We start from the raw sequence: 15,834 nt of genomic DNA, 5'->3' as shown, positions 1-15,834 counted from the left end.
TTCTGTGGACGTACGTCGATAGAAGTTTTTCTTATAGCTTTATGTAATGCAGGGGAGGGAACCATGGGCACAACAGAAGATAAAAGGAAGCGATTTGAACTGCTGATCAAGCAGGGAGAAGTTCCGGCCAATCTGGTGGAACCCTATTTTTTGGATGGTGTGATCGAGCAGGTAGAGACAAGCAAGGCCAGCAAGGACTGGAGAATAACCGTCCTGAAGGAGACCTTGGTTCCAGCTGAGGTCTATCGCACATTTTGTCTGAGAATTCAGGAGAAGATGGGGCATATCGCGAAGATCAAATTTGTGTTCCGATATGGAAGCAGCGTTCCCGAAGCAGATATCGTGCAAGAATACTGGGGTTTGTTTCTAGAATGGGCACATCGTGAGATCCCTTCGGTTAATGGATGGATGACAAGGGCTAAATACGAGGTGGAAGATGGGCAAGTCCTTCTCTCCATGTCGGATGGCATGTCGCTGGAGCTTGCCCGCAAGAAACAGATCGATTCCGCCATTACCCGCTTTTTCGGGCAATATTTCGATCTGACGCTGCGCGTGAAAATGCAGGTCGGCGATAATGGTCAGGCGGCTTACGAGGAGTTCGAGCAGAGGAAGCGGGAAGAAGAACGCGAGGTCATCGAGCAGATCATGAGCAGCATGGAAGCTGAGCTGGATGCCGAGGATGAGGAAGAGGGCGCGGTTCGGCTGCAGGTTGGGTATGATATCAAGGAACCGCCGGTTCCGCTTCAGGAGATCCAAGACGAAGAGAAGAAAATTACGATTCAGGGAACCATCTTCGGATTGGATCGTAAGGAACTTCGTAACGGAAGTACGTTATTCACATTCTATCTGACGGATTTCAGCGATTCTTTGCAAATGAAAATGTTTGGTAAGACCAAGGAGGACTTGAAGGTCCTGAGCCTGCTTGAGAACGGCAAATGGGTGAAGGCACGCGGGCGCGTGGAATATGACCGGTTTATGCAGGTGCCGGAGCTGGTGATGATTCCGTCCGATCTTAATGAAGTGCCGGCGCCGCCATCTCGTAAGGATAATGCAGCCGAGAAACGGGTAGAATTCCATCTGCATACAACGATGAGCACGATGGACGCAGTCACGCCGATCGACCGATACATCAAGACCGCGGCTGCCTGGGGCCATAAAGCGATTGCCGTTAGTGATCATGGCGGGGTGCAATGTTACCCTGAAGCAGCCAAGAACGCAAAGAAACACGGGATTAAAATGTTGTACGGCGTCGAGGCCAACGTTGTGAATGATGCCGTCAATATCGTGGAACAGGCACAGCCGATTGAACTGAGCAGCGCGACTTACGTGGTGTTCGATATTGAAACCACAGGTTTGTCCATCACCGCGAACAAGATTATCGAGCTGGCCGCAGTTAAGATGAACGAGGGCAAGGAAATTGGCCGATACGCCACTTTTGTCAACCCGCATGAGCGTATTCCATACCATATTCAGCAATTGACCAATATCAATGATGACATGGTTAAGGATGCTCCTGAACTGGAGCCGGTATTGAAAGAGTTTGTTGAATTCGTCGGGGATGCCGTGCTTGTGGCTCACAACGCTCGATTTGACATGGGATTCATTCAGGCAGCGCTCAAAAATGCCGGGATGGATACGCTCGACAATCCCTACCTGGATACGCTGGAGCTGGCACGTCTGGTACATCCGGGACTTAAGAATCATCGTCTTAACACGTTGGCTGACAAGTATAAGGTACTGCTCGAAAGCCATCACCGAGCGATTGACGATACGATTGCGCTGGCAGGAATCCTGAACGGGCTCCTTAGCGATGTGGACAAAACCAAAGGCGTTAAGATGCTGGACCGCCTCAATGATTATGTCGGTACGGATCTGTCCAATACCCGTCCTTTCCACTGCGGTATTTATGCTTTGAATATGACGGGCAAGAAAAACCTGTACAAGCTGATCTCCATGTCGCATACCGAATATTTCAAGCGAGTGCCGTGTATTCCTAAATCCAAGCTTCAAGAGATGCGAGATGGGTTACTGGTGCTTTCCGGCTGCGAAAAAGGGGAGTTCTTCGAAACGGTGCTGAACAAAACGGAGGAGGAAGCCGAAGAGATTGCGGACTTCTACGATGTTTTGGAGATTCAGCCGTTGACGATGTATATGCATTTGGTGGACAAAGGCTTGGTAGGCAGTCCCGAAGAGATCAAAACCGCAATTTCCAAAGTCGTGCGTATCGGCGAAAAACTGAACAAGCCGGTCATCGCCACAGGAAACGTGCACTATCTTGAACCGCGGGATAAGCTGTTCCGGGATATTACCATCCATGGGATTACCGGTTTCAGCCCGCTCAAGGATATGCGCAAGCCTGACGCGCATTTTCGGACTACGGATGAGATGCTCGAAGAATTCGAGTTTTTGGGACAGAGCAAATGTTATGAAGTTGTTGTAACGAACACTAGCGAGCTGGCCGACCGCTTTGAAGAATTGGAATTGTTCCCGGACAAGCTGTTTACGCCGATTCTGGATGGCGCGGATGAAGAAATCCGCAACACCTGCTACGACACGGCCAAGTCCATTTATGGCGAGAACTTGCCGGAAGTCGTAGTGGCCCGGTTGGAGAAAGAGCTTGAGCCGATCATTAAATACGGTTTCTCAGCGAACTATTTGATTTCCGAGAAACTGGTTAAGAAATCGAACCGGGACGGCTATTTGGTTGGTTCACGGGGTTCCGTAGGTTCATCCGTCGTTGCCACATTCCTCGGCATATCCGAGGTTAACCCGCTTCCCGCCCATTACATTTGCTTGAACAGCGACTGCAAACACAGCGAATGGTTCCTGGACGGCAGCGTGCCGAGTGGATTTGACTTGCCGGACAAAGCTTGTCCGGAATGCGGAAACATGATGAAAGGCGAGGGACAGGATATACCATTCGAAACCTTCCTGGGTTTTAAAGGGGATAAGGTTCCCGATATTGACTTGAACTTCTCCGGTGAATATCAGCCGCATGCCCATAATTTCACCAAAGAGATGTTTGGCGAGGAGAACGTATTCCGTGCCGGTACCATCGGCACCGTGGCAGAGAAGACGGCGTTTGGCTTTGCCAAAAAATATGAGGAACACAACAACAAGCGCTGGCGGGGCGCGGAATTGAACCGGCTGGCATCAGGCTGTACCGGCGTCAAGCGGAGCACAGGCCAGCATCCCGGCGGTATTGTCGTTGTGCCGGATTACATCGAAGTGGAAGAGATTACGCCGGTGCAATTCCCCGCGGACGATGTCAATGCAGAGTGGAAAACGACGCATTTTGATTATCACGCCTTTGAAGCGAATCTGCTCAAGCTGGATATTCTCGGACATGATGATCCGACGATGATGAGGATGCTCCAGGATTTGACCGGCGTGGATCCAACGACCATACCGATGAACGATCCGAAAGTAATGAGCATGTTTAACTCGACGGAAGCGCTTGGCGTCAGGCCGGAGCAAATACGCTCGCCGGTGGCCACCTTCGGCGTGCCGGAGATGGGTACCAAATTCGTACGTCAGATGCTGGTGGAATCGCAGCCGTCGAGTTTTGCCGACTTGTTGCAAATCTCGGGTCTGTCACACGGAACCGGCGTTTGGCTCGGCAACGCGCAAGAGCTTATCAAGAATGGTACATGCAACATCAAAACCGTTATTGGTTGCCGCGATGATATCATGTTGTTCCTGATTTATAAGGCTGGAATGGACGCGAGCCTCGCGTTTAAAATTACGGAAAGCGTACGTAAAGGCCGGGGATTGTCACAGGAATGGATTGACGAGATGAAGAAATGCAAAGTGCCGCAGTGGTACATTGATTCCTGTCTCAAAATCCAGTACATGTTCCCGAAAGCCCACGCCGCCGCGTATGTTATCTCAGCGGTGCGGACGGCTTACTTCAAGCTTTATTATCCGATCGAATATTATGCAACGTATTTCTCGGTGCGTGCCGAGGATTTCGATATCGAACTATGCTGTCAGGGTTATGAGGCGATTTATCGCCGGATTGAAGAGATTGAGCAGCTCGGCTTCGGAGCAAGCCCGAAAGAAAAGGGTATGCTGCCGATTTTGGAGATGGCGCTGGAAATGACAGCGAGGGGCTTCACGTTCAAGAACATCGATCTGTATGAATCGGATGCGCTCCGATTTAAGGTGGATGGAAACTCGCTCATACCGCCGTTCTCTGCGCTTGCGGGAATCGGCGATAACGCCGCCCGCAACATTGCTGCCGCGCGTGAATTTGGAGAATTCCTCTCCATCGAGGATTTCCAGCAAAAATCGAAGGCAAGCAAAACCGCCGTGGAGCTGTTAACCCAAATGGGATGCTTCCGCGGTCTGCCGGAGAGCAACCAGTTGTCATTGTTCTGATTCTTGTCATTCTTTCATGGCCGTGACGCCTTGACAGTCAAGGAGTCATACTTGTCACTATTACCAGACTATGTTATAATTTTTTTGGTAATCATGGAGATAAAACCGTTGTGTAAAGAGTGGGGCAACCCACTCTTTACTCTTTGGTATATAGGAAATCAACTTGGAGGTTATGTTCTTTGAGCACATCAAAGATTAAAACGACTGTGGAAGAAATGGTGCAGCCGTATTTGGACGAACACGGCTTTGAACTGGTAGATGTGGAATACGTGAAGGAAGGAAGCAACTGGTTCTTGCGCGTGTTTGTTGATAAAGACGGCGGCATTGACATTGACGATTGCGGTTTAATCAGTGAATACCTGAGCCAGAAGCTGGACGAGAACGATCCGATCCCGACAGCTTATTTTCTTGAAGTCTCTTCTCCTGGCGCGGAACGTCCCCTGAAGAAAAAAGAGGATGTTGCGAAGTCAGTCGGCAAGGACGTGTTTGTAACGGTATACGAGCCGATTAACGGGTTGAAAGAGTTTGAAGGCAAGCTGGAATCCTTTGATAACGAGGAGCTAGTCATTCAAACCGTCAAGAAACAGTACGTGATTCCATATGCAAAAGTAGCCAGTGCCAGATTGGCCATCATTTTTTAAACGGAAGTTTTGAAAGGGGGAACCGATTTTCAATGAGTATGGATTTTATTGAAGCGATGAATGAGTTGGAAAGAGAAAAGGGCATCAGTAAGGATGTGCTGTTTGAAGCCATTGAAGCGGCACTGATCTCGAGTTACAAGCGCAATTTCAACACGGCGCAAAATGTACGGGTAGACATGAATCGCAATACGGGTGTTATCAAGGTGTTCGCGCGGAAGCTGATTGTGGAAGAGGTGCTGGATCCGCGGACTGAAATTTCGCTGCATGCAGCCCGGGAAATCAATCCGCATTTTCAGATTGAAGATATAGCGGAAATCGAGGTTACGCCACGTGATTTTGGACGGATTGCAGCTCAAACGGCAAAGCAAGTTGTTACCCAGCGCATTAGAGAAGCCGAACGCGGCCTGATCTACAGCGCTTTTATTGACAAGGAAGATGATATCGTAACGGGTACGCTGCAGCGTCAAGATTTACGTAACATCTATATCGACCTTGGCAAGATCGAAGCGGCTCTGCCGCTTACCGAGCTTATGCCTAACGAGAAGTTCAAGCATGGCGACCGGATCAAAGCGTACATTACCAAGGTTGAGAATACCACCAAAGGGCCGCAGATTATGCTGTCCCGTACGCATCCGGGCCTCTTGAAGCGCCTGTTCGAGCTTGAAGTGCCGGAAATCTTTGACGGCGTTGTTGAAATTCGCTCGGTTGCGCGCGAAGCTGGATTCCGCTCCAAAATTGCGGTATTTTCCCGTAACGATGAAGTCGATCCGGTTGGCTCTTGCGTAGGACCTAAAGGTATGCGCGTACAGACGATTGTCAATGAGCTTCGCGGCGAAAAGATTGACATCGTGCGTTATTCCGAACAGGTTGAAGAATACGTGGCCAATGCGCTGAGCCCATCCAAAGTACTTGAAGTTCAAGTGTTTGAAGATGAGAAGATGGCGCGTGTAATTGTTCCGGATTATCAACTCTCGCTTGCGATTGGGATCAAAGGCCAGAATGCTCGTCTCGCGGCGAAGCTGACAGGCTGGAAGATTGATATTAAGAGCGAAAGTCAGGCGGAGCAGGAATTTGGCAGACCGAAGTCCCAATCAGGTGAAATGCACCAGGATTCTGTCTCTGTCGATTAATTCCAAATGACAGGGGGTTGTCGTCTTGAAACAGAGAAAGATACCGCTGCGTAAATGTGTAGCGTGTCAGGAAATGATGCCGAAGAAAGAGCTTATCCGGATTGTTAGGACTCCCGAGGATGCTGTCCTGATCGATCTCACCGGCAAAAAGTCGGGACGGGGAGCGTATTTATGCGGCAAAGTTTCCTGCTTCAAGCTGGCGCACAAAAATAAAGCACTGGATCGCGCGTTGAAACAACATGTGAAGCCAGAGATCTATGAACAGTTGGCACAGGATTTCATCAAGGTGGAAGATGAATTCCTGGCTGCAAAAGAGAGTGCTGCCGATGATGAATAGGGCGCTTTCTCAGCTCGGCCTGGCCATGAGGGCAGGTAAGGTGGTTACCGGGGATGAGATCGTGCTCAAAGCCATCCGGTCTTCTGAAGCAAAATTGGTTATTCTGGCGGGTGACGCCTCAGTGAATACAACAAAGAAGATCCGCGATAAATGCGGTTCTTACAATATCCCTCTGGTAATCGGATTTGACCGGGAAAGTCTGGGCACAAGTGTAGGTAAACCCGAGCGGGTTGTGCTGGCAGTTACGGATCAAGGATTCGCAGAAATGATCTCCAAGAAACTGGAGACAATGTCGGAGGTGGAGTATATTGAGTAAACAGGAAAACAAAGACAATAAACTTCGAGTATACGAATATGCTAAATCGTTGAACATGAGCAGTAAAGAAATCATCACGATCCTTAAACGTTTGAACGTTCCGGTCAATAACCATATGAGCGTAATGGAAAACGATACGGTGTCCAAGGTCGAGCAGTTCTTTAAAGATATCAAATCGAATGCAGCAGCCAAGCGGGATAGTGGCGACGCTTCCCGAACCGAGAATCGTAAACCGGCGGTTTCCGGAGCCAATGCGGCTGCAACTGTATCCAATGCAAGAACAGAAGGCACTTCCGCTAGCGGAAGTGCAGAAGGCAACCGTAATGGGCAGGACGGTATGCGTAATTCAGGACAGAGAGCAACAGGACAACAAGGTCAAAGCCAGCCCAAAAAACAACAGGAAAAGCAGGTAGGTATGAATAGTAGAACGAATCAAAACACTCAGAATGCTTCAGGTTCCCAGCGTCCCCAAGGAGGACAGGATACCCGAAGAAATCAGTCTGGCTCCGCACAAGGAAGTCAGCAGAACAATCGTAGCCAAGCATCCAGACCAGGCGGCAGCACGCAGACCGGATCACGTCCTCAGGGCGGAGGTCAAGGCGGCGCACGTCCGCAAGGCAGTAATCAAGGTGGATCGCGTCCGCAGGGCAGCAACAACCAAGGCGGAGCACGTCCACAGAGCAAGCCGGGTGGAACCGGAGGCGGATTCACAAGCTCTAACAACAACAACAGTAACAGCCAGAACCGCGGTTCCAGAAACAACAATAACAATCGTTCAGACTCCAAGCGTTTTGATGACAACAACCGTCAAGGTGGATTCCGTGGCAACAATCGCGGTGGAAAGAACAACCGTGGCCGGAATCAACATAATCAGCAGCCGCCTCGTGAGAAAATCGACAACACGCCGAAGAAAATTATCGTCCGTGGCAACATGACCGTCGGTGAAACGGCGAAGCTGCTTCACAAGGACGCTTCCGAAGTCATCAAGAAGCTGATTTTCCTCGGCGTGATGGCCACCATCAACCAGGAGCTGGATATCGATACGATTCTATTGCTCGCTGGCGAATTCGGTGTAGAAGTCGAAGTGAAAATTCCGGTTGAGGAAGATCGTTTTGAGACCGTTGAAGAAAACGATGCTCCGGAAGAACTGAAAGAGCGTCCACCGGTCGTTACCATCATGGGTCACGTCGACCACGGTAAAACGACGCTGCTTGATGCGATCCGTTCCACGAATGTATCGAGTGGAGAGGCTGGCGGTATTACGCAGCATATCGGTGCTTATCAAGTCGAGATCAATAACAAGAAGATTACGTTCCTGGATACACCAGGCCACGAAGCGTTTACGGCTATGCGTGCCCGTGGTGCGCAAGTAACGGATATGACGATCATCGTGGTTGCGGCTGACGACGGCGTGATGCCACAGACGGTCGAAGCGATTAACCATGCGAAAGCTGCAGGCTTGCCGATCATCGTTGCCGTGAACAAAATCGATAAACCTGATGCTAACCCGGATAAAGTCAAACAAGAATTGACGGAATACGAGTTAGTGCCTGAAGAGTGGGGCGGAGACACCATCTTCGTTAACGTTTCGGCGAAACAGCGGATGGGTCTGGAAGACTTGCTTGAAATGATTCTTCTGGTAGCAGAAGTGAATGAATATAAAGCAAACCCTGACAAACGCGCACGCGGTACTGTTATTGAGGCTGAGCTCGATAAAGGCAGAGGTCCGGTAGCACGCATTCTCGTTCAGCATGGTACATTGAAAGTGGGCGACGCCTTCGTAGCGGGCAACTGCTTTGGTCGTATTCGTGCAATGGTGAACGATAAAGGACGTCGATTAAAAGAAGCGGGTCCTTCAACGCCGGTTGAAATTACCGGTTTGACTGAAGTTCCAGGCGCCGGCGATCCGTTTATGGTGTTTGAAGATGAGCGTAAAGCGCGTAATATCGCTGATAAGCGTGCGATTACCCATCGTCAATCCGAGTTGAACACGAATACCCGCGTGACGCTGGATGATCTGTTCCAACACATTAAAGACGGTGAGATCAAAGATCTTAACGTGATTATCAAAGGTGACGTACAAGGTTCTGTTGAGGCACTGAAAGGTTCCTTGAACAAAATCGAGGTGGAAGGCGTTCGCGTCAAAATTATCCACAGCGGTGCCGGGGCAATCACGGAATCCGATATTATTTTGGCCGCTGCTTCCAACGCGATTGTTATCGGCTTTAACGTTCGTCCGGACGTTCAAGCGAAGCAAACCGCCGAGCAGGAAAAGGTTGATATTCGTCTGCACCGTGTAATATATAATGTAATCGAGGAAATTGAGCAAGCTATGAAGGGGATGCTCGATCCGGAGTACAAAGAAACCGTGATCGGTCATGCGGAAGTCCGCAACACCTTTAAAGTGAGCAAAGTGGGTACGATTGCAGGATGTATGGTGACATCCGGTAAAATTGCGCGTAACGCAGAAGTTCGCTTGATCCGTGACGGCATTGTCGTTCATGAAGGCAAGATCGATTCCCTCAAGCGCTTTAAAGATGACGCTAAAGAAGTGGCACAGGGTTATGAGTGCGGTATTACCTTGGCAAGCTATAGCGACGTCAAAGAAGGAGACGTAATCGAAGCCTTCATCATGGAGACAGTAGAGCGCTAACGAATGAGGTGATCAGACCATGGCAAAAATCAGAACTGGGCGCGTAGGCGAGCAGATTAAAAAAGAGCTCAGCCAACTGATCCAAACGGAGATGAAAGACCCAAGAATCGGTTTCATTACAGTGACCGGTGTTGATGTTACAAACGACCTGTCTCAAGCGAAGGTATACCTGAGCGTGCTCGGCGACGACGAGCAGAAGGCAGCTTCCTTAAAAGGGTTGGAGAAGGCAAGCGGCTTTCTCCGCTCCGAGCTGGGCAAGCGGATTCGACTCCGGCATGTGCCGGAGCTGATCTTCAAATTCGATGATTCCATTGCGTACGGCAGCCATATTGAGAAGCTGTTGACCGAAATCGTGGATCGCGAAGAGAAATAGAGTAGTTCGTTTTTATAAAGGAGAGGGCGAATGCAGACCTATGAACAAGAGCTGCAGCAGGTGAAGTCATTCCTGCTGGAGCACGATGATTATTTGGTTGTGTCGCATGTTCAGCCCGATGGAGATGCAGTCAGTTCCACCCTAGCGGTGGGCTGGCTTCTCTCATGTCTGGGCAAGAAATTCACGATGATCAATGAGGGGCCCATTCCAAAACGCATGAAAATGTTGTGGCATGCAGAAGACATTCTCAATCTGTCAGAACAGCATCCTGGAAGAACGTTCTCACACGTCATTTGTGTGGATTGTGCGGATTTTGCTAGAGTAGGCTATACGAAACAAGTATTTGCCGATCATGCAAGCATCGTTAATATTGACCATCATCCAACAAACGATCGTTATGGAGCCGTCAACCTGGTCGTGCCGGACGCGGCAGCAACCGCTGAAATCCTTTATGATTTGCTGAATTTGTTTGAAGTGAACTGGGATGCCGATATTGCAACAGCGATATATACGGGATTGTTAACCGATACCGGCGGTTTTCGCTATTCGAATACATCGCCCAAGGTGATGAGTATTGCTTCGGATCTGTTGTCCTATGGCGTCAACGGTCCCGAGATTGCGGAAACGTTACTGGAGGAAATGACGCTTCCACAGATGAAGGTGCTGGTTCAGGCGTTAAACACGTTAAGTCTGTCGGATGACGGCAAAATAGCCTGGGTATACGTAACGCCTGAGTTTATGGAATTATGCGGCGCCGTTAGCGAGGATCTGGAGGGAATTGTCAATTACCCCCGCAACATTCAGGGAGTTGAAGTCGGCATTCTGTTCAAATCGCTGAAGTCCGGAATGGTCAAGGCGAGTTTACGTTCAGCCGGAAAAGTGGATGTGGCGGCATTAGCTCAAATATTTGGCGGAGGCGGCCATGTGCGGGCAGCCGGTTGCAGCATTGAAGGCTCGCTTCATGACATTATTCCTAGAGTAATAGAGCAGGTGAGATTAAAGCTATGACACAATTAGAAGGCATCTTGGCCGTTCACAAGCCGGCAGGCTGGACATCCCACGATGTGGTCGCGAAAGTTCGGGGAATGGTTCGTTTGAAGCGAATCGGACATACGGGCACGCTGGACCCCGAAGTAACGGGTGTGCTTCCGTTATGCTTGGGGAGAGCCACACGAGTTGTGGAATACCTGCAGGAACTGCCTAAAGAATATCATGCGGTTCTCCGCCTCGGATATTCGACGGATACCGAAGATATTACCGGGAATGTAGTGGAGACGGCAGATGGTGTCCATGTGACAAGGGAGGAAGCGCTTGAAGCGCTGCAATCTTTTACAGGCCAGATCTCGCAGATTCCGCCCATGTTTTCCGCTGTCAAAATCAATGGTAAACGATTATACGAGCTTGCCAGAGAAGGGAAGACGGTGGAACGCAAGAGCCGGACGGTAACGATTCATGAAATCGAAATGACGGATTTTGATGCTGAAGGGGATTATACGGAAATTTCTTTCCGCGTATTATGCTCCAAAGGTACATACATCCGCACGCTTTGCGTGGATATCGGGAAGAAGCTCGGCGTGCCATCTGTCATGGTTAAGCTGGTACGCACAGTATCAGCGGGAATCACGGAGGAGCAGTGCTTAACCCTGGAGCAAATTGAGCAGTTCATGAAGGATGATACGCTGCACACCCGGCTTATTCCCGTGGATCAAGCGATTGATTTTCTGCCGAAGCATACGGTTTCTGAAGAGAAAACCGATGCTGCCCTGCAAGGACAGCGCTTGTCCTCAAGAGCGGTGGAGCCGCCGGTTGACAGCTCGGAGCCTATTCGTTTGTATGATATAAAGGAAAACTTTCTGGGAATCTATAAGCGGCAAGAGGAGACAGGGGCTATCGTTCCTGTGAAAGTATTTTCCTAAGCACGACTGGATTTAGTGAGTGGAGGTGAGTAAGCATGAGGGTTGTTTCTTTATCCTATCCTGTATCTTCTGATATTGTACGAGAAGCTGCTGAGCCGAAGGTAGCTGCAATCGGCCAGTTCGACGGTCTTCACCTGGGACATGCCAGCGTGCTTTCGACGGCTGTTAATATTGCGCGGGAGAATGGAGTGCCGGCTGCACTCATTACCTTTTATCCTCATCCGAAAGACGTCATTGGTAAAGGGAGCTATGAGGGATATCTGACACCTCAGCCTGACAAGCAGCAGCTGCTTGAGGCAATGGGGATCGATATTTTGTACGTTGTCGAGTTCAATAAGGAGTTCTCCCAGGTGAGTCCGGAAACGTTTGTTGAAGAAATGCTGTTTCCCTTGAATCTGCAAACGGCGGTTGTCGGATTTGATTTCCGATTCGGCCATAAGGGCGCCGGTGACGCGGTCAAGCTTCAGGAACTCGGCGAAGGCAGGATGTCTGTCGTTACGGTTCCGCCGTTCCTGGTCGATGGCGAGAAGGTGGGAAGTTCATCCATACGGATTGCCTTGAAAACAGGACAGCTGTCGGATGCAAACCGCTGGCTCGGACGGAATTACCATATCCGCGGCACGGTTATTCATGGGGAGAAGCGGGGAAGAAAGATCGGTTTTCCTACTGCCAACTTGGAATTAACCGATCCGTTCGTGGCACCTGCATTAGGCGTCTATGCCGTCCGTGCTCGCACGGATAAGCATCACGACTGGATTCCGGGCGTCATGAACATCGGCGTGAAGCCGACGTTCCACGAAGGGATTACAGAACCGATCTTCGAGGTCCATCTGTTCGATTTTGAAGGGGATCTGTATGACCAGATCATGACGGTGGATATTGTTCAATATATCCGCAAGGAGCATAAATTCGAATCGGTTCAGGAGCTTGTGGAATGGATTCAGCGAGATGCCGTCGAGGCCCGCAAAATATTGAAAGTCAGTGAATAAACGGTTTGGGACAAATTGTTCGCAAACGGATTTTCTTTTTCAGGTAAAGTATGCTATACTCTTAGAGGTCGCCTGAAGATAGGGCGATTTAACCTTGGCTTGGATGTTCGATCTCACCGTCGGTACCTGGGCCAATGGCGATTATAATGAGGGAGGTGAACAGGATGGCATTAACTCAAGAACGTAAACAACAACTGATTGACGAGCACAAAACTCATGAGTCCGATACAGGATCTCCAGAGGTGCAAATCGCTATCCTAACGGAAAACATTACGAACTTGACTGACCACTTGCGTACTCACAAGAAGGATCATCATTCCCGTCGTGGATTGTTGAAAATGGTCGGCCAACGCCGTAAGTTGCTTGCATACTTGAAAAACAAGGATGTTAAACGTTACAGTGCTTTGATCGAGAAGCTTGGATTGCGTCGCTAATCATCCATAAGATGTGCCGAAAACAGCCTGGTTGTCCACTGTCCTTCTTGGAACGACAGCGGCACAGCCGGGCTCTTTTCTAAGTATTGTACAATTTACCGTTTTCGAGCTTCCCCACAAAGTACTGCGTACGCTTCATAGCCTAAACTCCACTTTGTGGGGTTATCTTAATATAGATTCTTTATAGATTGTAGGCGTGGTCTGTTCGCTAAATTTCGCTTAATGGTATAACCAGGGGCAATCTATACGGAGAATGTTCTATACGGTTCGGGTTGTTCCTGTACATAGGTTTGCGATTTCGACCGTTTGGATGGCTCTGGTTAGGAAATGTGGACAGTGTTTTGCAAAAGACATGCTGATGGTAGAAGAAGATTTCAAAAAAAATTTATCCCCATGAGGAGGGATTACATGGAAACACGTGTTGAAATGCAGCTTGGCGGAAGACCCCTCGTGTTCGAAACAGGGCGCCTTGCGAAGCAGGCAAATGCGGCTGTGATGGTTCGTTACGGCGAAACGGCAGTCCTGTGTACAGTGACAGCTTCCAGTGAACCGAAGGATTTGGATTTCTTTCCATTGACGGTCAACTATGAGGAGCGTTTGTACGCCGTCGGTAAAATTCCGGGTGGATTCATCAAACGGGAAGGCAGACCAAGCGAGAAAGCGATTCTTGCCAGCCGTCTGACAGACCGTCCGATTCGTCCGTTGTTCCCTGAAGGCTTCCGTAATGATGTACAGGTTCTGAACCTCGTGATGAGCGTAGATCAGGATTGCGAGCCGGAAATCGCGGCAATGATCGGTACTTCCGCTGCCTTGAGCATCTCGGATGTGCCTTTTAACGGCCCGATCGGCGGCGTAGCGGTCGGTCGCGTTGACGGGAAATTCGTGGTGAACCCGAATATTGCCGAGCAGGAAGTAAGTGATATCTATCTGGTCGTCGCTGGCACCAAAGATGCGATCATGATGGTTGAAGCCGAAGCAAACGAGGTTCCTGAGGAAGTCATGCTGGAAGCAATCATGTTCGGGCATGAGGAAATCAAGAAAATCGTAGCCAAGATCGAAGAACTCGTAGCCGCTTGCGGTAAAGAGAAAATGGCGGTTAAACTTCATGCGGTCAATGAAACGGTGAATCGTGAAGTGCGCGATTTCGCCGAAGCTCGTCTTGTTGAAGCGGTTCGCATTGAGGAGAAACATGCTCGCCAGGATGCGATTGACGCTATCAATGATGAAGCGTACACCGTATTTGAAGAGAAGTATATCGAGACGCCTGAGTTGTTGAAGGATGTTAAAGAAGTGCTTCACGATATCGTGAAGGAAGAAGTTCGACGTTTGATCACGCATGACAAGGTTCGTCCGGATGGTCGTGGTCTGTCCGAGATCCGTCCTATCGATTGCGATACCAGCCTGCTGCCTAGAACGCATGGTTCCGGTCTGTTTACACGTGGACAAACCCAGGCTCTTAGCGTATGTACACTAGGTGCACTAGGTGATGTACAGATTCTCGATGGAATCGATCTGGAAGAGACCAAGCGTTTCATGCACCATTACAACTTCCCGCCGTTCAGCGTAGGGGAAGCTCGTCCGCTTCGCGCTCCAGGCCGTCGTGAAATTGGTCACGGCGCACTTGGTGAACGTGCATTGTCTAAGGTCATTCCGAATGAAGTGGAATTCCCGTACACGATTCGCCTCGTGTCTGAAGTTATTGAATCGAATGGTTCGACTTCCCAAGCGAGTATTTGTGCGAGCACGCTTGCTATGATGGATGCAGGGGTACCGATCAAAGCACCTGTAGCCGGCGTGGCGATGGGCTTGATTAAAGACGGAGATCATGTTTCCATCTTGACCGATATTCAAGGGATGGAAGACCATCTCGGCGACATGGACTTCAAGGTTGCAGGGACACCTGACGGGGTTACCGCCATTCAGATGGATATCAAGATCGACGGTATCGACCGCGCGATTTTGCAGGAAGCACTGCAGCAGGCCAAAGAAGGACGGATGCATATCCTTGGAAAAATGGCAGAAGCCATTCAAAAGCCAAGAGAAACGTTATCCCAATATGCGCCTAAGATTATTACGATGCAGATCAATCCGGACAAAATCCGTGATGTAATCGGTGCCGGCGGCAAGATCATCAACAAAATCATCGAAGAAACCGGCGTGAAAATCGATATCGAGCAAGACGGCCGCGTGTTTATTGCATCCTCCAACGATGAGATGAACAAAAAAGCTCTTTCGATTATCGAAGGCATAGTGCGTGAGGTAGCTGTTGGCGAAATCTATACAGGTACTGTAAAACGGATTGAGAAATTCGGTGCATTCGTTGAAATCCTGCCTAACAAAGACGGGCTTGTTCATATCTCCCAGCTCTCGACCGAGCGCGTAGCGAAGGTAGAGGACGTGGTTGCAATCGGTGACGTCATTACCGTGAAGGTTACCGAAATCGACCAGCAGGGACGGATTAACCTGTCTCGCAAAGCGGTTTTGACTGCGGAAACAAACAAGAGCGGATCGTAATCCGCGCTTTGTTTGTTTAACAGCATATAGATAGAAGGAAAAGAGGCAGAACCTATTATTCTGGCTCTTTTTTTTAATCATTCGGGCATCACTTTGCGGCACATATTTCCTCCTGAACCTACATAAAATGGGACAAAGCTTCTCAAGGGGA

The 15,834-nt window shown here is 49.6% G+C and carries 12 protein-coding genes; all 12 read left to right on the top strand.

Annotated elements, in window-relative coordinates; translation table 11 throughout:
- Positions 1-63: 63 nt before the first annotated feature.
- The 12 genes from BJP58_RS08305 (at position 64) to pnp (ending at position 15,683) form a co-directional block, all read left to right on the top strand.
- Positions 64-4,380 (top strand): PolC-type DNA polymerase III, encoded by a 4,317-nt coding sequence (locus BJP58_RS08305; protein ID WP_194543552.1) that lies wholly within the window; start codon positions 64-66, stop codon positions 4,378-4,380.
- A gap of 179 nt (positions 4,381-4,559) precedes the next feature.
- Positions 4,560-5,021: a ribosome maturation factor RimP gene (gene rimP, locus BJP58_RS08300; RefSeq protein ID WP_194543551.1), complete on the top strand. Its 462-nt coding sequence runs from the start codon at positions 4,560-4,562 to the stop codon at positions 5,019-5,021.
- A 32-nt stretch (positions 5,022-5,053) separates the two neighbouring features.
- Positions 5,054-6,151, top strand: a complete 1,098-nt coding sequence (gene nusA / locus BJP58_RS08295; RefSeq protein WP_194543550.1) for a transcription termination factor NusA — start codon at positions 5,054-5,056, stop codon at positions 6,149-6,151.
- Between the two features lie 25 nt (positions 6,152-6,176).
- A complete protein-coding gene (rnpM, locus tag BJP58_RS08290; RefSeq protein WP_053492673.1) occupies positions 6,177-6,488 on the top strand; it encodes an RNase P modulator RnpM in 312 nt (103 codons plus the stop codon).
- A complete protein-coding gene (locus BJP58_RS08285; RefSeq protein ID WP_181469797.1) occupies positions 6,481-6,804 on the top strand; it encodes a YlxQ family RNA-binding protein in 324 nt (107 codons plus the stop codon). The genes rnpM and BJP58_RS08285 overlap by 8 nt, the downstream gene beginning before the upstream one ends.
- Positions 6,797-9,457: a translation initiation factor IF-2 gene (gene infB / locus BJP58_RS08280; RefSeq protein WP_194543549.1), complete on the top strand. Its 2,661-nt coding sequence runs from the start codon at positions 6,797-6,799 to the stop codon at positions 9,455-9,457. Before BJP58_RS08285 ends, infB begins: the two co-directional genes overlap by 8 nt.
- 19 nt (positions 9,458-9,476) lie before the next feature.
- Positions 9,477-9,830: a 30S ribosome-binding factor RbfA gene (gene rbfA, locus BJP58_RS08275; protein ID WP_071220121.1), complete on the top strand. Its 354-nt coding sequence runs from the start codon at positions 9,477-9,479 to the stop codon at positions 9,828-9,830.
- A gap of 30 nt (positions 9,831-9,860) precedes the next feature.
- Positions 9,861-10,838, top strand: coding sequence for a DHH family phosphoesterase (locus BJP58_RS08270; RefSeq protein ID WP_194543548.1), 978 nt, complete (start codon positions 9,861-9,863; stop codon positions 10,836-10,838).
- Positions 10,835-11,746, top strand: a complete 912-nt coding sequence (gene truB, locus BJP58_RS08265; protein ID WP_194543547.1) for a tRNA pseudouridine(55) synthase TruB — start codon at positions 10,835-10,837, stop codon at positions 11,744-11,746. Before BJP58_RS08270 ends, truB begins: the two co-directional genes overlap by 4 nt.
- A 35-nt stretch (positions 11,747-11,781) precedes the next feature.
- Complete coding sequence (locus tag BJP58_RS08260) at positions 11,782-12,735, top strand: bifunctional riboflavin kinase/FAD synthetase (RefSeq protein WP_071220124.1); 954 nt, start codon at positions 11,782-11,784, stop codon at positions 12,733-12,735.
- A gap of 164 nt (positions 12,736-12,899) precedes the next feature.
- Positions 12,900-13,169 carry a 30S ribosomal protein S15 gene (gene rpsO, locus BJP58_RS08255; RefSeq protein WP_006211281.1) on the top strand — a complete coding sequence of 90 codons (270 nt, stop codon included), beginning with the start codon at positions 12,900-12,902 and terminating at the stop codon, positions 13,167-13,169.
- A 408-nt stretch (positions 13,170-13,577) separates the two neighbouring features.
- Positions 13,578-15,683, top strand: a complete 2,106-nt coding sequence (pnp, locus tag BJP58_RS08250; RefSeq protein ID WP_194543546.1) for a polyribonucleotide nucleotidyltransferase — start codon at positions 13,578-13,580, stop codon at positions 15,681-15,683.
- The last annotated feature ends 151 nt before the right edge of the window (positions 15,684-15,834 follow it).

This window comes from Paenibacillus sp. JZ16 (genome assembly GCF_015326965.1).
In the GTDB taxonomy this organism is placed as follows: Bacteria; Bacillota; Bacilli; order Paenibacillales; family Paenibacillaceae; genus Paenibacillus_AQ.
Note: the sequence above shows the minus strand (reverse complement) of the source record. Positions and strands in the feature narration are given on the sequence as shown.